The sequence below is a fragment of the Nocardioides daphniae genome (assembly GCF_004777465.1).
GTDB classification, from domain to species: domain Bacteria; phylum Actinomycetota; class Actinomycetes; order Propionibacteriales; family Nocardioidaceae; genus Nocardioides; species Nocardioides daphniae.
In genome coordinates, this window is the sequence record NZ_CP038462.1 from 1,645,987 (window position 1) to 1,661,759 (window position 15,773).

A 15,773-nucleotide genomic window follows, 5' to 3' on the forward strand; every position below is an offset into this window, starting at 1 on the left:
CGTGACCAGCGCTCAGTCCTCGCCCCGCACCGGAATCGTCATCGCCCTCGACGGGCCGTCGGGCTCCGGCAAGTCCAGCACCTCGCGAGGAGTGGCGACCCGTCTCGGCCTGCGCTACCTCGACACCGGGGCGATGTTCCGGGCGATGACGTGGGCGATGCTCGAGGCCGGCATCGACGTGCACGACGCGGCGGCCGTGGCGGCGTACGCGACGACGCCGCAGCTCGTCTCGGGCACCGACCCCCAGGCGCCCACCATCCACGTCGACGGCGTCGACGTCGGCGAGGCGATCCGTGGTGAGGCTGTGACCGGCGCGGTCAGCCCGGTCAGCACCGTGCCCGAGGTCCGTACCCGCCTGCTGGAGCTGCAGCGCGAGATCATCGGTGACGGCGACATCGTCGTCGAGGGCCGTGACATCGGTTCCGTGGTCGCCCCTGACGCAGAGGTGAAGCTCTACCTCACCGCCGACGCCGCGGCCCGTGCCGCCCGTCGCGCCCTGGAGGAGGGCGGCTCCGACGTGGCCGCCACCGAGGCCTCGCTGCTGGCCCGTGACGCCATCGACTCCACCCGCAAGGCCGCGCCGCTCACCATGCCCGACGGCGCGACCCACATCGACACGACCGCGTACACGCTCGACCAGGTCATCGACCAGGTGATCGCGCTGGTGCAGGCGGTCCAGGGTTCCGAGTGAGCTCGGGCGGCCTGCCCCGCAGCAGCACGGAGCCGCTGGACCCGACCTGGCTCGCCCGGCAGTCGCCGCGCGCGGCGGCGCTGGTACGACGCTGGTGGGACGTGCGCGTCTCCGGGCTGGAGGCCGTGCCCGGGACGGGGCCGGTGATCCTGGCCGCGAACCACATCGGCTTCCTCGACGGGCCGTTGCTGGTGACCTTCGCCCCGCGCCCGGTGCATGCTCTGACGAAGGTCGAGATGTTCAGCGGCAGGGCTGGTCGGTTGCTGACCCGTGCTGCCCAGATCCCGCTCGACCGTGGAGCTGTCGACATGGCCGCGATCCGCAGCAGCCTGCGGGTGCTGCGCGACGGCGGCGTGCTCGGCGTCTTCCCGGAGGGCCACCGCGGGGCGGGGGAGTACGAGGTCGTCCGCGGCGGCGCTGCGTACCTCGCCCTGGTCACCGGGGCGCCCGTGGTTCCCGTCACGTTCTTCGGCACGCGTGAGCCGGGCGGGGGCCGCAACTCGGTCCCGAAGCGTGGTGGATGCATCGACATCGTCTACGGTGAGGCGTGGCGCACGCCTCAGCAGGAGTGGCCCCGGACCCGGGAACAAGTGCGCACCACCACGACGTTGCTCAAGCAGCACCTGCTCGGTGAACTTGAGCGTGCCCGTGCCCTGACCGGGCGGGAGCTGCCGGGACCTCTCCCGGCGCCCCAGACCGACAACAAGCCCCGAGCGGGTCTGAAGCGAGGAACAGAATGACCGACTTCCCGACGGCGACGACGCCGTCACCGGCCCCACGCCGATCCTGGCCGTCGTCGGCCGGCCCAACGTGGGCAAGTCGACCCTCGTCAACCGCATCATCGGGCGCCGCGAGGCCGTCGTCGAGGACCGCCCCGGCGTGACCCGCGACCGTGTCTCGTACGACGCGACCTGGAACGGACGCGCCTTCACCGTGGTCGACACCGGTGGCTGGGACCCGGACGCCGAGGGCCTGGCGGAGGCGATCTCGGGCCAGGCCGAGGTGGCCGTGACGCTGGCCGACGCCGTGCTCTTCGTGGTGGACGCCACTGTCGGGATCACCGACACCGATGCCGCCGTGGTCAAGGTGCTCCGCAAGTCGGGCAAGCCGGTCGTGCTCGCCGCCAACAAGGTCGACGACCTGCGGGCGGAGGCCCAGGCGTACGAGCTGTGGAACCTCGGCCTGGGTGAGCCCTTCCCCGTGTCGGCGCTCCACGGGCGAGGCTCGGGCGACATGCTGGACGCCTGCCTGGAGGCCCTGCCCGAGCTGCCGGAGCAGTCGTTCGACGAGGTGGGTGGCCCGCGCCGCATCGCCATCGTCGGCAAGCCGAACGTCGGCAAGTCCTCGCTGCTCAACAAGCTGGCCGGTGAGAACCGTGTGGTCGTCGACAACGCGGCGGGCACCACCGTCGACCCGGTGGACGAGCTGATCGAGCTCGGCGGCGAGACCTGGCGCTTCATCGACACCGCGGGCATCCGCAAGCGCGTGAAGACCGCCTCGGGCCACGAGTACTACGCCTCCCTGCGCACGAACACCGCGATCGACCGCGCCGAGGTCGCCGTGCTGGTGCTCGACGGCAGCCAGTCGGTCTCCGAGCAGGACATGCGCATCATCCAGACGATCCGGGACGCGGGTCGGGCCATGGTCATCGCCTTCAACAAGTGGGACCTGGTCGACGACGAGCGCCGCTACTACCTGGAGCGCGAGATCGAGCGCGACCTCGTCCAGGTGCAGTGGGCTCCCCGGATCAACATCACGGCGAAGACCGGGTGGCACATCGACCGCCTCCTCCCGGCGCTGCAGAAGGCGCTCGAGGGCTGGGAGACGCGTATCGGCACCGGCGCCCTGAACACCTTCCTAGGGCGTCTGGTCGCCGAGCACCCGCACCCCGTGCGCGGCGGCAAGCAGGCCAAGATCCTCTTCGGCACCCAGGCGTCCACCGCGCCGCCGACCTTCATCCTCTTCACCTCGGGCAAGCTCGACGCGTCGTACGAGCGCTTCATCGAGCGGCGTCTGCGTGAGGAGTTCGGCTTCGTCGGCACGCCGATCGTGCTGCAGCAGCGGGTGCGCGAGAAGCGCAAGCGCTGACCTGCTACTGACCTCGCACTGACACGAGCGCCCCGGACCGTTGGTCCGGGGCGCTCGTGCGTGTGGGGTCCCGACGCGCACGGCGCACCCCGAATGCGCGTTCGCGCACCGCCTGCGCTATGGTTTTCCTCGCTTGACCACGGCTCGTTCGCGGCAAGTGTTCGGGCTGTAGCGCAGCTTGGTAGCGCACCTGACTGGGGGTCAGGGGGTCGCAGGTTCAAATCCTGTCAGCCCGACCGAAAACCGCCTCTGACCAGCGGAAACGCTGGTCGGAGGCGGTTCGTCATTTGACACTAAACGGCCTGTTCCCCACTTATTCCCCTTTTATTCGGTCGTCGGCGCCCTCCTGCGGGGGTCTGCCGTCGTCCGTCCCGACCGCTCCAGGAGCCTTCCCGAGCCGTTCCAGGAGGGCTGAGGCGTCCGCTGCCAGGTCCGGTTTGGAGATGTAGAACCGGCGCGTGATCTCGGACGAGGTGTGCCCCAGTTGCTGGGCGGCGACCTCTGGGTTCAGCTCCTGGGCGATCAAGGTCGCGACCGTCTTGCGGAACGTGTGGGGAGTGACCCAGTCCAGGCCAAAGTCGGAACGGATCGCACGCCAGCGCCGCTGGACGTTGGAGACCTGTTGCCACGTGTCGTTGCGGGTCGGGAAGACGGCGTCGATCCCCGACGGTGCCGCATGGGTGCGGCGTCGACGTAGCGCCTCAGGGCCAGCACCTCACCGATGCGGGCGCCCGATCCCAGCATGACGTCGATGATGTCGGCCATGTCGCTCGTGGCCCGCGGACCAGGACGATGCTCCTCCTCCCACGCCCTGAGCGCACGGCGCACCATCTCCAGGTCCTCCACCGTCAGGGTGCGCACCTCTTGGCGTTCGCGATGAACCTTGGAGGTCTGGTGGACGGGGTTGACCACGAGCGCGTCGTGGCGCACCGCCAGGCCGAACATCGCTCCCAGGACGACCTTGGTCTTGCGTTGGCGGTTCACGCTGACCTGCCGCAAGCGCAGGATGAATGAATCCAGGCGGCCGGTGGTGACCTCGCTGAGCTTCAGTCCTCCGATCTCGGGCACGACGATGTTGTCGAGGACTCGCTGGTACTCGTTGATCGTCGTGTTCTCGAGGCGGCGCTCGTCGTGAAGATGCTGGATCCACGTCTGGGCCAGCTTGGCGAGGGTCGTGCTGGGGGTGATCGCGCTCTCGCGAGGGGTGGACCTCTCAGCCAGCTTGACGCGCAGCGCCCGGTCCGCCGCTGCGCGGGTGGTGCCCGTGGCCGTGACCTCCCGCACCACCGTCGAGGTCACGGATGCGCGTACGGGCACGCCACGCGGTCTTGCGCGGCTGGGTGAAGGTGAAGTCGCCCCACGTACCCACCGGCAGGCTCGGCCGGCCGACTGACATGGCTGCCTCCTCAGCGAGGGTGACTGCGGCGGGAGAGGGAGGACCCGTCCCGGGGTGCGGGAACCGGCAAGCCTCCGTCGTCGTCGGTGAAGTTCTCGGCGTGCTCCTCGATCCAGGCATCGAGGTCGGCGAGACGGTACCTCAGGTTCCCTCCCATCTTGACCGCCCGCGGTCCGTAGCCGACCCGTCGGGTCCGCCACGTGTACAGGGTGGCCTTCGGGATGGACAGGTAGGCCGCTGCTTGGTCGATCGTCAGGATCGTGCACACCGGCGAGGTGTCAGACGTCGTGCTCATGGTGCTCTCCTTCGTTGTCGTGGGGACAGGTTTGTCCCTGCGCTACTCAGGTGCACGTCGGTCGCCGAACCTGTGGATGAGGCCTTTGCTGGCGGCCGGAGGCCGTGCCGTGGCCGTAGGCATGACCCACGGGCGGCCTGCGTGGTGGATAGGTCTGGCGGGTGCCGAGGGACGCTTGTGTGAGGGAGCGTCAGGCGTCGGGCTCGATGACGACCTGGACGTCCGGGAAGACGTCGACCCGAGCCTGCGTCTCGTGGTGTGGCGCCGAGGCCTCGGTGGCTCGAGCGAGCAGTCGCTCAACCTGGCTTCGTGGCGTGCAGCGACGGCGGTATCCGTTGCGCATGGCGGTCCTTAGATCGTCGGCGGTTGCTTGGCAGGCCGAGTGGTGGGTCGTTCGGTCGGTTGGTCAAGACCGCTGGGTCGGGCCGTGGCGATCTCCGCCTTGATGGAGTCCCACGTGCTGGGGTGCAGGCCGTTCTGTACGAGTGTGGTGACGAGCTCGGCAGCGCAGTAGCGCTGGTCGTGGGGGACTTGGTCCAGCGCGCACCACGCTAGGGCGCCGTTGCCGTGGAGCCAGCTCGCGAACGCGAGCATCGTGGCTGGGGCTGCCTTGACGTCGGCTGGGGCACGTCGGGTGAGGTCGCTCCACAACGCGATGTGCGACGTCGCGTTCGCCCCTGGTGGACATGTCCTGCCAGACCTCGTCGCGGATCGAGAGTCTCTGCATGGCGACGAGAAGCCGCGCAGCGTCGTGGTCGGTTGAGTCGGTTGCCATCGTCGTGGAAGGCGTTCACCCGGTCCAGCGCGAAGTCTGCTTCGACGCCGTGGGTACTGGATCGGATGGCGTCGCGTGCCACGGGGAGGAGGGCTGCGACGGGTACAGGGTCGCCGGTCAGGGAGTCGGCCAGCGATTCGCGGGGAGCGGGTTGGGCCAGGCCACCGAGCACGGTGCGGGCGGCGACGCTGTCGCGCACCGCTGTGGTGAGCGAGCCGTTGGCGCCGGTGTCGAGGTCGCTCCACTGGGTGGAGCTGGCCCAGAGGCGGAGCGGGGTGCTGATGCCGAAGGTGGCGAACCGGAGGGTGAAGTCCTGGCCGAGCCTGGCAGCGTGGTCGCGGTCGGCGGTGAATGCGACGAGCCCGACCGTGGAGCCGGGTTGGGCGTGACGGGCGTAGACGTCATGGATCGCGTCCATGCGTGTTCGCGTTCGCGCGCAGTCGTGGGGATGTCGAGGCGGGCGACGGGAGTTCGGGGGTGAAGGGGACGACGACGAGGGATTCGTGCGGGGTGAATCCCAGGAGGTGGGGGATGGCGGCGACGAGTTCTTCGGGGGAGCGGACGGAGAGCTTCATGCCCTGTAGGTGCGCTCCCGACGACCTGTCGCGCGTGGGGCGCTGCCTGGAGGTGCTCTGATCAGGGTGCTGCGTGGCCGCGGACGATGCTCGCTGAGTTCTGAATGGCCCATTCGGCGAGCGGGATGAGGAGTGCGCTGACCTCGTGTCCGCGCTTTGTCAGGCTGTAGTCCACCCTCGGCGGAATCACTGCTTGCGCGTCGCGCCGGACGAGTCCGTCGTGTTCCAGGGTCTTGAGGGTTTGGGCCAGCATCTTTTCGCTGATCCCGTCTGCGCGCTGCCGCAGCTCGCTCCACCGTTGTTTCGCCCTCGGAGAGGGCGATGAGGAGGAGTAGCCCCCACTTGCTGGTGACGTGTTCCAACACGATGCGGCTGGGGCATCCCGCCTGAAGGACCCCGTCGGTGGCGAGCGCGGACAGGCTCGCAGCAGCATCACTTTCGGTCATGTGGGTACCTTACTTCAAAGTGCGTACTCTCACCTGGAAGTACCCCCCGGGCTGGGTCGTTGAGCCTCATGACAACCCATCAACACGAAGGACACTCATGAGCATCGTCATCACCGGAGCCACCGGCAAGCTGGGCCGACTCGTCGTCCAGGCCCTCCTGGAGCGCAACGTCCCTGCCGGCGCGAGTCGTGGCCGCCGGCCGCGCCATCGAGAAGCTGGACGACTTCGCCGCCCAGGGCGTGCAGGTCGTCGCAATGGACTACACCGACGCCTCGTCGGTCGCCGCGGCCCTCGCCGGCGCCACCAAGGTCCTGCTGATCGCCAGCTCCGAGATCGGCAACGACCGCCCCGGACAGCACCGCACCGTCATCGAGGCCGCCAAGGCCGAGGCGTCGAACTGCTCGCCTACACCAGCGCCGCCAACGTGGAGGTGAACGCCACCATCCTGGCCGCCGACCACAAGACCACCGAAGCGATCCTCGCCGACGCAGGAGTTCCGTACGTCCTGCTGCGCAACGGCTACTACTTCGAGAACTGGACCGACCAGATCGAAGGCACCCTCGTCCAGGGCGCCATGGCCGGAAGCGCCGGTGACGGTCAGGTCAACGCCGCCACCCGCGCCGACCTCGCCGAGGCGGCAGCCATCGTCCTGCTGGCCGAGGACCAAGCAGGCAAGGTGTACGAGCTCGGTGGTGACGAGGCCTTCACGCTCACCGACCTGGCTGCAGAGATCAGTGCCGCGTCGGGCAAGACCATCGTCTACACCGACCTCCCGGCTGCGGCCTACGTCGGCATGCTCGCCAGCGTCGGTGTGCCGGAGGCCTTCGCGCAGATCCTTGCTGACTCCGATGGGGGAATCGCCCGCGGCGAGCTGCTGGTGAAGGGTAACGACCTCAGCACCCTCATCGGTCGTCCGACGACCACACTGGCCGAAGCGGTCCGGATCGCCCTCAACCAAGCCTGAGCCAAGGACGCCCGTGGCCGGTACCTGCCCCAGCCACGGGCAGCACAAGGGCGGAAGATCGAGATCGTCGTCGGGTGTGATGTCGGGGCCGGCAAGGGGGTGGTGCCGAGGTTGCCACCGATGTCGCGAAGCAGGCGCTTGAGGTCGCGGTACGTGGCTGCACGGGTGGTCCATCTTGCTGTGAGCACAGGGGAGTGACGGTCGGCCAGGCGGGCGAGCGTGGTCGAGAGTTGGTGTTGGCCGTCGGCGATGAGCTGCAGGTTGATGGCGGTGGGGATCTGGTTGAGCCGCACGAGCAGGTTGTGTTGGGCGTGGATCACTCCGGGGAGTCCGGACCGTGGGACACGGCGCCCGTCGCGGAGGCGCTCGAGCGCGGTGTCGACGCACTCGTGGCGAGGGGCTACGCCGCCACGACGTGCCTGTTGGCGCTCGACGGGAACGACGACGCCGAGGGACGGGTGACCACTGCCCTCGGTGCCGGGACCTGGGACTGCGTGCTCATCGTTGGCGGCCTGCGTAAGGAGGACGAACAGGTCGCGCTCTTCGAGCGCGTGGTCAACCTCGTCAAGGACCAGGCACCCGCGGCACGTCTCGCCTTCAACAGCACTCCGCACGACCTCGTGGACGCCGTCGCCCGGGCCCTCGGCGCCGGTCAGGGACGCGAGCGCTGACTGCGTAGGACAGCCAGTGGGGCGGCGGCCTCAGAGCTCCTCGTGGAGCGGACGTACACGGAAGTAGGCGGCCCGCCGAGTGATCAGCTCGGCACGTGCCAACCGCGGCTTGTCGGAGCCGTCGCGGATCACACGCCCGCCGGCCTCGAACTCCTCGAGGAACTCCACCGCCCAGGCGACGTCGGCCGGGGAGGGGCTGAACTCCTCGTTGATCACTCCCGGCTGCTCGGGGTCCAGGCAGAGCTTGCCGGTCATGCCCAGGGTGACGGCGTCCTGCGACTGCTCGCGCAGGAGCGCGTGGGTGGTGCCGACCGTCGGACCGTCGATCGGGCCGGTGAGGCCACCGATGCGGGAGGCGAGCACGAGCCGGGTGCGCGGGCAGGCCATCTCGACCGGCTCGTTGGCGGCGCCGGTGTCCTTGCGGTAGTCGCCGGACCCGAAGGCCAGCCGGTGGCCCCCGGTCGCCCGGGCGATCGAGACCGCCTCCTCGATGCCCAGCGCCGACTCGACGAGCGGGATCACGGGGTGCCGGGCGCCGAGCCGCTGGTAGGTCACGGTGACCTGCTCGGCCGACTCCACCTTCGCCAGCATCACGCCGTGCAGCCCTCGCGCATCGGAGAGCGCGAGCAGGTCGTCGGACCAGAACCGAGTGGTGACGTCGTTGATCCGGACCCACGCCCGTCCGCCTCCCTCGAACCAGGCCAGGACGTTGTCGCGCGCCTGCTGCTTGAGCGAGTCGTCGATCGCGTCCTCCATGTCGAGGATGACCTGGTCGGTCCGCCCGAGCTGGGCGGCGTCGAACTCCTCGACCCGCAGGGCCGACACCAGCTGCCACGAACGGGCGTGGGCGCTGACGACCCGGTTGGCCTCGCGGTGGGTGCGGCGTTCTGCGAGCTCCGGTTCCACGCGTCCTCCGTCGGTCGATGGTCCAGCGGGCGGGGGCCGGCTGGGGATGAGTTCAGCGTCCTCCAGCGGTGGGATCGACGCAACCCGCCCGCCTCGTTGCGCCGCACCGACGGGCAGGGCCACGCTGGAGGTCCCTGTTGGACAAGAGGCGATGCAGATGAGCGCGATTTTCGGGGAGACGCTCTCCTTTATGCAGGACACGGGCGAGCCGATCGACCTGGTGGTCTTCGGCGACGACATGTTCGCCCGGTACGAGACCCTCGACGGCTACACGGTCGTGTACGACGAGGAGGTCGGTCGGTACTGCTACGCCGAGGTCCGGGGGCCCACGCTCGAGTCCACCGGCGTCCCGGCCGACGAGCGGGCACCGGCCGGCCTCAACCGTCACCTGCACGCCTCCAAGGAGGTCCGCAACCAGCGGGTGCGCAGCCACCTCGACGGGATGTAGCCCCTGGACTCCTCGCCACGCGAGCTCGAGTCGCTGCTCACCTTCGGTCCCTCTGGCGGCCTGCTGCCCGGGGTGGTGCTCAACAACGGTGCCGTCCGCGGGCTGACGATCCTGGTGACCTTCCCGGACACGCCGTCCACCGTCACCCAGGCTGACGTGACCGCGATGCTCAACGGCCCGTCCTACCGGGCCAACGGCAACGCCAGCTCGGTCTTCGAGTACTTCCAGACGATGTCGACGGGGCGACTCGGCTTCACCAACGACGTGGTCGGTCCCTTCCGCTGAGCCGCCCCAAGCTCGCGTACGCCAACACCGACGGGCTCCTGGTGCCCGAGGCGCTCGACCTCGCGCTGGCCGCGGGCGTGGACTTCGCCGCCTACGACTCCCTCGGTCGCCACGTGGTGGACGCCGTCTGCATCATGTAAGCCGGGCGCACGGAGTACCGGGGTGACCTGTGGCCGCACAACTGGGTGCACCGCAGGACCAGCAACGGGGTCAGCACCGAGCTGTACGTCGTCACCAGCATGGGCCGCCGGACGGAGGACCTGTCGATCGGCACCTTCTGCCACGAGACCGGACACCTGCTCTTCCGCTGACCCGACCTCTACGACTACGGCCTGGCCGAGCGCGAGGGCGACGACTTCAAGAGCGCCGGGATCGGGACGTACTGCGTCATGGGGGCGGGCAACCACCTCCACCGCGGACGTACGCCGGCGCCCGTCTCGGTCTACCTGCGCGACCTCGTGGACTGGTGCGGGACCGAGGTCGACCTCAACGCCGGGGGTGTCTTCGAGGCCGGGCACGCCGACTACGACAGCGTCCTGCGCTACTCGACCGACCGGGAGAACGAGTACTTCCTGGTGGAGAACCGCAGCGCCCTCGGCTTCGACACCCACTCCACGTCGAGCGGCCTGGCCGTCTACCACTGCGACACGCGTGGCTCCAACGAGTTCCAGCAGGGCACCCGCGAGCGCCACTACCAGTGCGCCCTGCTGCAGGCCGACGGGCACCTGGACCTCGAGCAGGCGCTCAACCAGGGCGACGTCGGGGACCTCTGCACCGCGACAGCCGGGACGGCGCTGTCCCACACCACCGTCCCCGCCTCCCGCGCCTGGGACGGCTCGGCCTCGGGGCTGACGATCTCGGAGATCGGGGCGCCCGGCGAGGTCATCACCTTCCGCGCGGGGGAGGTGGGGTGCAGAACCTAGTCGTGCGTGGTGCCTCGTCCCCGGCGGTGGCGATCCCCGAGGACCGCCCCGAGGGCGTGGGTGACGTCATCACCCTCGAGGGCGCCGGCACCGTGAGCACGCTGCGGGTCACCGTGTCGATCACCCACACGTACGCCGGCGACCTGCGCGTCGCGCTTCTCTCGCCGACCGGCAAGCGCGCGGTGCTGCACAACCGGTCCGGGGGAGAGGCCGACGACCTGCACCTCGACCTCACCTCCGAGCCGCCCTCCTTGCTCGCGCCGTTGGTCGGCCAGCCGGTCGCCGGTCTCTGGCGACTGACGGTCTCCGACAACGCTGCCCGCGACACCGGGACCCTCGACAGCTGGGCGATCGAGATCCAGACGGCGACCTGAGGGTGGGGCACGCGCACGGGGGCTCCGTGACCGTCGTGGACAACGCCGTCTACGTGGACGGGCGCCGCCACGCAGAGCCTGCGTCGCTCGAGACGACGTACGAGGTGCTGCGGGCGCAGCAGGGCATGGCGTGGATCGGCCTGTACCGTCCTGACGCTGCTGGGATGCGGTCGGTCGCGGCCGAGTTCGGATCCACGACCTGGCCGTCGAGGACACCGTCTCCGCCCACCAGCGGCCGAAGATCGAGCGCTACGGCGACGTGCTCTTCACCGTGCTGCGCCCTGCCCGCTACCTGGAGCGGGAGGAACGGGTGGAGTTCGGCGAGGTGCACGTCTTCACCGGCGCCGACTTCGTCGTCACCGTGCGGCACGCCGAGTCGCCCGACCTCGGGCGCGTCCGCGAACGGATGGAGTCCGACCCTCAGCTGCTGCGGCTCGGTCCCGAAGCAGTCCTCTACGCGATCTCGACCAGGTCGTGGACGAGTACGAGCCGGTCGTCCTCGGGCTGGAGAACGACATCGACGAGATCGATGACCAGGTCTTCGATGGCGACCCGACCGTCTCGCGCCGCATCTACGAGCTCACCCGTGAGGTGATCGAGTTCCAGAGGGCCACGAAGCCGTTGCTCGCCATCCTCGGCGGGTTGAGCGAGGGGTTCGAGAAGTACGGCGTCGACGGTGAGCTGCAACGCCACCTGCGCGACGTGAACGACCACACCATCCGGGTCGTCGAGCGGGTGGACGGCTTCCGGGCGCTCCTGCAGAACATCCTCACCGTCAACGCCACGCTGGTGGCCCAGCGTCAGAACGAGGAGACGCAAAGGCTGACGGAGACCAGCCTGAACCAGGGAAGGAGGTCAAGAGGATCTCCTCTTAGGCGGCGATCCTCTTCGCGCCGACGCTGGTGGGGACGATCTACGGGATGAACTTCACCCACATCCCCGAGCTCGACTGGCGGCTCGGGTATCCGATGGCCGTCCTCCTCATGGTCTGCCTGGGCGCCGGGCTCTACCTCGTCTTCCGGCGGCGAGGGTGGTTGTGAGCCAGTCCTGACGCCGCCCTGGTCGGAGCTCAGCGCTCCCGGGCCGCGTTGTCGCTGCCCCGCCGGACGTCGTCCACTCGCCCGAGCACACGCAGCAGCACCCGGTCGGCGTCGGTCGCTGCGGTGTCCGCGACCACGTACGTACCGAGCAGCTCGTCGACCTCGGGCGGCGGCGTGGCCCCCGCCGCTCGTGCGCTCGCCGTGATCGCCTCGGCGGCTGCCAGTGCGGGCGCCCGGCGCAGGCTGACGACCGACTCGTAGACGGGTGGACCGGAGCGCGCGGGGACCTCCCACGCCGTCAGGACGGCGGAGAAGGAGGCGCTGAGGGTGACCACGGTCCACTCGCGTCGCAGCGGTGACTCCTTGGGGAGGTGGCAGCGGGCCGGACGTGCCTGCGGGGCGGCCGGGATCCCCTCGGAGAAGTCAGCGAGCACCGCGGACCACAACGACGTACGTCCGAGCTCCTCCCACCGACCGCGCGACCTGCTGAACTCGTGGCCGTGCTGGAAGGTGCCCAGGACCAACGGACGGTCGGCCCGGGCCAGGGACTCGTCCTCGAGCGCGTGGGAGGCGGCGATCAGGGTCGCCCTGCTGAGGCGCTGCGGGCGCAGCTCAGGGAACTCCCGGACCAGCATCGCGTGCACCGACTCCTCGGCGCGGCGCCGGGAACGCTGGACCACCGACTCGATGGCGAGGTGCAGCGGGACGCCGCTCTCCTTCGCCCCGAGCACCTCGTGGACGGCGGCCACGTCTGCGTCAGTGAAACGCCGGTGCCCCGACGGGGCCCTGCTGCCGGCCGGGAAGCCATAGCGGTTCTCCCACGTGCGCAGGACGTTGGCCGTGAGGCCGGTCCGCTCAGCGAGGGTCCCGATGCTGAAGGTGTCGGTCACGGGAGCTCCAGAAATAGAGGTGGCAAGGTCTGGCAATTACTTCTACGGAGAGTTATACATGATCGTAGAAGTAATTCCCATCACACCCCCGACCCTTCACACCCAGGAGAGCGTCATGGTCACCATGGTCTTCATCAGCTCGGTCGCCCTGCTCGTCGGCATCGTCGGCAGCATCGTCATCTGGCGCTTCGACGCCCAGCGCGCGGAGGAGATCGCGCACACCCCGGCGATGCCTCGGGCGGCCAGCCTGGCGGCTGGCACCGTCCCCGCCCAGCGCGCACTGCAGGAGGGCGTCCGGACGCGGGAGTGACGTTGGGCCCGCGACGCCACCCGTCAGGGCGGGGACGCGTGGCGGCTCAGGACGCTCCCGAGTCCGGCCCCCGCCGCCCGCACGGCAGCGACGTACGCGTCGGGCCGGAAGCGACCCACCGGGCCGGTCACGCTGATGGCCAGCGAGACCGGCGCACCGCTCACCGTGACGGGGGCGGCCACGCAGGTCAGCCCCACGGTCGACTCCTCGCGCTCGAAGGCGACCCCGTTCTCCAGGACGCCGAGCAGCTGCCGGCGGAGCAGGCCCGGTGCCACGATCGTGTGCAGGGTGCGGCGCTCGAGTGGGCCCGACAGCACCTCCTGCACCAGTGCAGGCTCGGAGTGGGCGAGCAGCACCTTGCCGATCGCCGTGCAGCGCATCGGCATCCTTCCGCCCGTGCGGGAGGGTGACTTCCGTGCTGCTGACCGGCCACGGCGACGGCCCGGGCACGCGGGAGAAGCCAGTCGGTCGCTCGCTCGACCGCCGTCAGCCACGCGCGTGGGTCCACCTCCGTGCTGGGGGGGGTGGGGTGCCGTGCGCGTCGCGACCACCTCGCCGCTGTCGGAGTCGACGAGGCGTGCCTTGGTGGACTGGGTGGAGGGGTCGATCCCCAGCACGAGCGCCATCCATCCAATAAGTACGAGACCTGAACTAATGTCAACGGTCTCCTCGGGGCTGCGCTCGGGCGCCGGGCTGGGGCCACCGTTCGCCCGTCGCAAGAAGTGGACGTGCGGGCTTCCCGGATCCCCTAATTGGGGTACTCTCGATTAGGCGCCGACTGGACACGGAAAGTAAAGTCGGCCTCAGCGACCGAGCTTGAGCTGTGGCAACTGACCACGCCAGGGACATCTGGTCGCACTTCCACACACAACGTCGGGGCCACTCCATGATGGCCCGGGGAACTCCGCGCGGACCTGTGTTCGGCGTGCTCCTCGTCGCGGCTGCCCGCTGCGCGCCGGACGACGACACAACGCCCACATCGACCCTCGGGGGAACTCAATGGGAGTGAACATGTTCAAGCGTGCACGCGTCGGCTCGGTCGCCGCAGCGCTCGGTGTCAGCACGGTCCTCGTCGCCACCCAGGGCGCCGTCCCGGAGCCGGCGGCCGCCGCTGCTGCCAAGGCCACCGTCGAGCGCACCCTGACCGGCAAGGCCATCACGGAGTCGAGCGGCCTGGCCCGCTCCACGTACCGCCGCCCGGTGCTCTTCACCCACAACGACAGCGGCGACGGGCCGCGCGTCTTCGCCGTCGACGCGGCCGGCAAGACCCGGGGCAAGCTGCGCCTCAAGGGCGCCAGCGCCGTCGACTGGGAGGACATCGCCTCCGGCCCTCGGCACAGCATCTGGGTCGGTGACATCGGCGACAACCAGCGCACCCGCAAGACCGTCGCGGTCTACCGCTTCACCGAGCCCAAGCGGCTCCCGAGCAAGGGGCGCACCGTCAAGGTCGCCGCCAAGAAGTTCCGTTTCGCCTACCCCGACCGCCCGCGCGACGCCGAGGCCCTGCTCGTCCACCCGAAGAACGGTCGCGTCTTCATCGTGACCAAGTCGACGAGCGGCAGCGCCGGGGTCTACCGCGCGCCGGCGAAGCTGTCGACCAAGCGTGTCAACAAGCTCACCCGCGTCGCCAAGGCCCCGGAGAACATCACCGCCGGCTCCTTCTCGCCCGACGGCAAGACCCGCGTCCTGGGCAGCTACACGAAGGCGTACACGTACAAGCAGTTCATCTCCCGGCCCGCCGAGGTCACCCTGCCCGAGCGTCCGCAGGGGGAGTCCCTCGAGGTCAACCGCCGCGGCACGAAGATTCTGCTGGGCAGTGAGGGTGTGCGCAGCCGTGTCCTGCAGATCGCGATGACGAAGCCGGTCAAGGCCTCCTCGTCGTCGCCCGCGCCCGCGCCGACGACGCCGGCGTCCTGCGCCACCTCGAACCAGTGGAAGCCGGAGCTGGACGACGACTTCAACGCCCTCGACCCGAAGGTGTGGAACGTCAAGAACAACACCTACGCGTCCAACGAGGACTCCTACCTGCGTGCCCAGAACGTGAGCGTCAAGAACGGCGTCCTTCGTCTGCAGGCGAAGAAGGAGGCCTACCGCGGGCGCAACTACACCTCCGGCTACGTCGAGAGCATCGGCAAGTACACGCTGCCCTCGACCTTCCGGGCCGAGGTCCGCGCCAAGGTGCCGCTCGAGCAGGGCATGTGGGCCGCTCCGCTGTGGTTCCGTCCGACCGACGGCCAGGCCGGCGAGATCGACCTGGTCGAGACCTACGGCAACGAGCACAAAGCCGGCCGCGCCGCTGCCCACCACACGATCCACACCGAGTACGGCTCGACCCACAAGCAGTCCGTGCGCTCCAAGAAGTTCTCCGAGCTCTCCGGTTCCGTCACGGGGTGGCACACCTACACGATCGAGAAGACCCCCGGAAAGATCACCATGTGGGTCGACTGCGTGAAGACCGCTGAGTTCACCCACGCCAACCCGTCCTGGTACAAGTCCTACTACGACGTCGGCGACCGGTGGAACCTGCGCATCAACCTCCAGGTCGGTGGCATCTGGGGCGGTCTGCCCGACGGCTCGACGGACTGGTCACCCGACAAGACCGCGATGCAGCTGGACTACCTCAAGACGTGGGTCCACAAGTGACGATGACGCCGTCGTCCTGACCGGGAGAGGCGCGCCGACCCCGCGACTCCCGC

At 69.6% G+C, this 15,773-nt stretch carries 22 protein-coding genes, 1 tRNA gene and 2 pseudogenes; 16 read left to right on the forward strand and 9 right to left on the reverse strand.

Annotation, left to right across the window (positions count from 1 at the left end; all coding sequences use genetic code 11):
- The first annotated feature begins 1 nt into the window (after position 1).
- The 4 genes and pseudogenes from cmk to E2C04_RS08095 all read left to right on the forward strand — a co-directional run bounded on the left by cmk (position 2) and on the right by E2C04_RS08095 (position 3,015).
- On the forward strand, positions 2-691 hold the full coding sequence (gene cmk / locus E2C04_RS08080) for a (d)CMP kinase (RefSeq protein ID WP_135832223.1): 690 nt from the start codon (positions 2-4) through the stop codon (positions 689-691).
- Complete coding sequence (locus E2C04_RS08085; protein ID WP_135832224.1) at positions 688-1,431, forward strand: lysophospholipid acyltransferase family protein; 744 nt, start codon at positions 688-690, stop codon at positions 1,429-1,431. Before cmk ends, E2C04_RS08085 begins: the two co-directional genes overlap by 4 nt.
- Positions 1,432-1,447: 16 nt before the next feature.
- Positions 1,448-2,779 (forward strand): annotated as a pseudogene (der, locus tag E2C04_RS08090) (ribosome biogenesis GTPase Der); the annotation flags it as partial.
- 162 nt (positions 2,780-2,941) lie between these two features.
- Positions 2,942-3,015: transfer RNA gene (locus E2C04_RS08095), tRNA-Pro, on the forward strand.
- A 77-nt stretch (positions 3,016-3,092) separates the two neighbouring features.
- On the opposite strand, the gene E2C04_RS19560 is transcribed toward E2C04_RS08095, so the two are convergent.
- The 6 genes from E2C04_RS19560 to E2C04_RS20820 all read right to left on the reverse strand — a co-directional run bounded on the left by E2C04_RS19560 (position 3,093) and on the right by E2C04_RS20820 (position 6,073).
- Complete coding sequence (locus E2C04_RS19560; RefSeq protein ID WP_135832226.1) at positions 3,093-3,440, reverse strand: tyrosine-type recombinase/integrase; 348 nt, start codon at positions 3,438-3,440, stop codon at positions 3,093-3,095.
- 745 nt (positions 3,441-4,185) lie between these two features.
- Positions 4,186-4,470: a helix-turn-helix transcriptional regulator gene (locus E2C04_RS08115; protein ID WP_135832228.1), complete on the reverse strand. Its 285-nt coding sequence runs from the start codon at positions 4,468-4,470 to the stop codon at positions 4,186-4,188.
- Between the two features lie 190 nt (positions 4,471-4,660).
- The gene (locus tag E2C04_RS17705; RefSeq protein ID WP_158630637.1) at positions 4,661-4,813 is read right to left on the reverse strand and encodes a hypothetical protein; all 153 of its coding nucleotides are present in this window, start codon (positions 4,811-4,813) and stop codon (positions 4,661-4,663) included.
- Positions 4,814-4,821: 8 nt separating this feature from the next.
- Positions 4,822-5,490 (reverse strand): DUF4192 family protein, encoded by a 669-nt coding sequence (locus E2C04_RS08120; RefSeq protein WP_158630638.1) that lies wholly within the window; start codon positions 5,488-5,490, stop codon positions 4,822-4,824.
- A gap of 156 nt (positions 5,491-5,646) precedes the next feature.
- Positions 5,647-5,820 carry a DUF4192 family protein gene (locus E2C04_RS21900; protein ID WP_135832229.1) on the reverse strand — a complete coding sequence of 58 codons (174 nt, stop codon included), beginning with the start codon at positions 5,818-5,820 and terminating at the stop codon, positions 5,647-5,649.
- 61 nt (positions 5,821-5,881) lie between these two features.
- Positions 5,882-6,073, reverse strand: coding sequence for a winged helix-turn-helix transcriptional regulator (locus E2C04_RS20820; RefSeq protein ID WP_275106573.1), 192 nt, complete (start codon positions 6,071-6,073; stop codon positions 5,882-5,884).
- A 381-nt stretch (positions 6,074-6,454) separates the two neighbouring features.
- On the opposite strand from E2C04_RS20820, the gene E2C04_RS18600 reads away from it, so the two are divergent.
- The 3 genes from E2C04_RS18600 (at position 6,455) to E2C04_RS08140 (ending at position 7,901) form a co-directional block, all read left to right on the forward strand.
- Positions 6,455-6,700 carry an NAD(P)H-binding protein gene (locus E2C04_RS18600; protein WP_202977934.1) on the forward strand — a complete coding sequence of 82 codons (246 nt, stop codon included), beginning with the start codon at positions 6,455-6,457 and terminating at the stop codon, positions 6,698-6,700.
- A complete protein-coding gene (locus tag E2C04_RS18605; RefSeq protein ID WP_202977935.1) occupies positions 6,697-7,230 on the forward strand; it encodes a Rossmann-fold NAD(P)-binding domain-containing protein in 534 nt (177 codons plus the stop codon). Before E2C04_RS18600 ends, E2C04_RS18605 begins: the two co-directional genes overlap by 4 nt.
- Positions 7,231-7,424: 194 nt before the next feature.
- Positions 7,425-7,901, forward strand: coding sequence for a hypothetical protein (locus tag E2C04_RS08140; RefSeq protein WP_135832230.1), 477 nt, complete (start codon positions 7,425-7,427; stop codon positions 7,899-7,901).
- A 30-nt stretch (positions 7,902-7,931) separates the two neighbouring features.
- Here the strand turns inward: E2C04_RS08140 and E2C04_RS08145 are convergent, their stop codons facing one another.
- Positions 7,932-8,807: an HpcH/HpaI aldolase/citrate lyase family protein gene (locus E2C04_RS08145; RefSeq protein WP_238694480.1), complete on the reverse strand. Its 876-nt coding sequence runs from the start codon at positions 8,805-8,807 to the stop codon at positions 7,932-7,934.
- Between the two features lie 157 nt (positions 8,808-8,964).
- On the opposite strand from E2C04_RS08145, the gene E2C04_RS18610 reads away from it, so the two are divergent.
- The 7 genes and pseudogenes from E2C04_RS18610 (at position 8,965) to E2C04_RS21380 (ending at position 11,877) form a co-directional block, all read left to right on the forward strand.
- Positions 8,965-9,255 (forward strand): hypothetical protein, encoded by a 291-nt coding sequence (locus tag E2C04_RS18610; protein ID WP_202978016.1) that lies wholly within the window; start codon positions 8,965-8,967, stop codon positions 9,253-9,255.
- 72 nt (positions 9,256-9,327) lie between these two features.
- Entirely contained in the window at positions 9,328-9,540 is a 213-nt protein-coding gene (locus tag E2C04_RS18615; RefSeq protein ID WP_202977936.1) for a hypothetical protein, read from the forward strand.
- Positions 9,541-9,725: 185 nt separating this feature from the next.
- Entirely contained in the window at positions 9,726-9,851 is a 126-nt protein-coding gene (locus E2C04_RS20825; protein WP_268234039.1) for a hypothetical protein, read from the forward strand.
- Between the two features lie 78 nt (positions 9,852-9,929).
- Positions 9,930-10,463, forward strand: a complete 534-nt coding sequence (locus tag E2C04_RS18620) for a metallopeptidase domain-containing protein (protein ID WP_202977937.1) — start codon at positions 9,930-9,932, stop codon at positions 10,461-10,463.
- Positions 10,451-10,837, forward strand: coding sequence for a proprotein convertase P-domain-containing protein (locus E2C04_RS17710; protein ID WP_158630639.1), 387 nt, complete (start codon positions 10,451-10,453; stop codon positions 10,835-10,837). The genes E2C04_RS18620 and E2C04_RS17710 overlap by 13 nt, the downstream gene beginning before the upstream one ends.
- Positions 10,838-11,078: 241 nt before the next feature.
- Positions 11,079-11,761 (forward strand): annotated as a pseudogene (locus E2C04_RS08160) (CorA family divalent cation transporter).
- Positions 11,758-11,877, forward strand: a complete 120-nt coding sequence (locus tag E2C04_RS21380) for a CorA family divalent cation transporter (RefSeq protein ID WP_308632347.1) — start codon at positions 11,758-11,760, stop codon at positions 11,875-11,877. Before E2C04_RS08160 ends, E2C04_RS21380 begins: the two are co-directional and overlap by 4 nt.
- 29 nt (positions 11,878-11,906) lie before the next feature.
- Here E2C04_RS21380 and E2C04_RS08165 read toward each other — a convergent pair whose 3' ends face one another.
- Positions 11,907-12,767, reverse strand: coding sequence for a DICT sensory domain-containing protein (locus E2C04_RS08165; RefSeq protein WP_158630640.1), 861 nt, complete (start codon positions 12,765-12,767; stop codon positions 11,907-11,909).
- Between the two features lie 115 nt (positions 12,768-12,882).
- Between E2C04_RS08165 and E2C04_RS08170 the strand changes: the two genes are divergently transcribed.
- Positions 12,883-13,077 (forward strand): hypothetical protein, encoded by a 195-nt coding sequence (locus E2C04_RS08170; RefSeq protein ID WP_135832234.1) that lies wholly within the window; start codon positions 12,883-12,885, stop codon positions 13,075-13,077.
- Positions 13,078-13,100: 23 nt separating this feature from the next.
- Here E2C04_RS08170 and E2C04_RS20830 read toward each other — a convergent pair whose 3' ends face one another.
- Positions 13,101-13,703, reverse strand: a complete 603-nt coding sequence (locus E2C04_RS20830; RefSeq protein ID WP_135832235.1) for an IclR family transcriptional regulator domain-containing protein — start codon at positions 13,701-13,703, stop codon at positions 13,101-13,103.
- Between the two features lie 385 nt (positions 13,704-14,088).
- Here E2C04_RS20830 and E2C04_RS08180 point away from each other — a divergent pair, with 385 nt between their 5' ends.
- Positions 14,089-15,720, forward strand: a complete 1,632-nt coding sequence (locus E2C04_RS08180) for a glycoside hydrolase family 16 protein (protein WP_135832236.1) — start codon at positions 14,089-14,091, stop codon at positions 15,718-15,720.
- The last annotated feature ends 53 nt before the right edge of the window (positions 15,721-15,773 follow it).

What these genes read in the sequence shown, in the direction of transcription:
- E2C04_RS21900 (WP_135832229.1), bottom strand. Translation starts at nt 5,820, where the DNA reads ATGAAGCTCTCCGTCCGCTCCCCCGAAGAACTCGTCGCCGCCATCCCC.
- E2C04_RS18620 (WP_202977937.1), top strand. Translation starts at nt 9,930, where the DNA reads ATGGGGGCGGGCAACCACCTCCACCGCGGACGTACGCCGGCGCCCGTC.
- E2C04_RS08115 (WP_135832228.1), bottom strand. Translation starts at nt 4,470, where the DNA reads ATGAGCACGACGTCTGACACCTCGCCGGTGTGCACGATCCTGACGATC.
- E2C04_RS20820 (WP_275106573.1), bottom strand. Translation starts at nt 6,073, where the DNA reads ATGCTGGCCCAAACCCTCAAGACCCTGGAACACGACGGACTCGTCCGG.
- E2C04_RS08170 (WP_135832234.1), top strand. Translation starts at nt 12,883, where the DNA reads ATGGTCACCATGGTCTTCATCAGCTCGGTCGCCCTGCTCGTCGGCATC.
- E2C04_RS17705 (WP_158630637.1), bottom strand. Translation starts at nt 4,813, where the DNA reads ATGCGCAACGGATACCGCCGTCGCTGCACGCCACGAAGCCAGGTTGAG.
- E2C04_RS20830 (WP_135832235.1), bottom strand. Translation starts at nt 13,703, where the DNA reads ATGGCGCTCGTGCTGGGGATCGACCCCTCCACCCAGTCCACCAAGGCA.
- E2C04_RS08180 (WP_135832236.1), top strand. Translation starts at nt 14,089, where the DNA reads ATGTTCAAGCGTGCACGCGTCGGCTCGGTCGCCGCAGCGCTCGGTGTC.
- E2C04_RS21380 (WP_308632347.1), top strand. Translation starts at nt 11,758, where the DNA reads ATGAACTTCACCCACATCCCCGAGCTCGACTGGCGGCTCGGGTATCCG.
- E2C04_RS18610 (WP_202978016.1), top strand. Translation starts at nt 8,965, where the DNA reads ATGAGCGCGATTTTCGGGGAGACGCTCTCCTTTATGCAGGACACGGGC.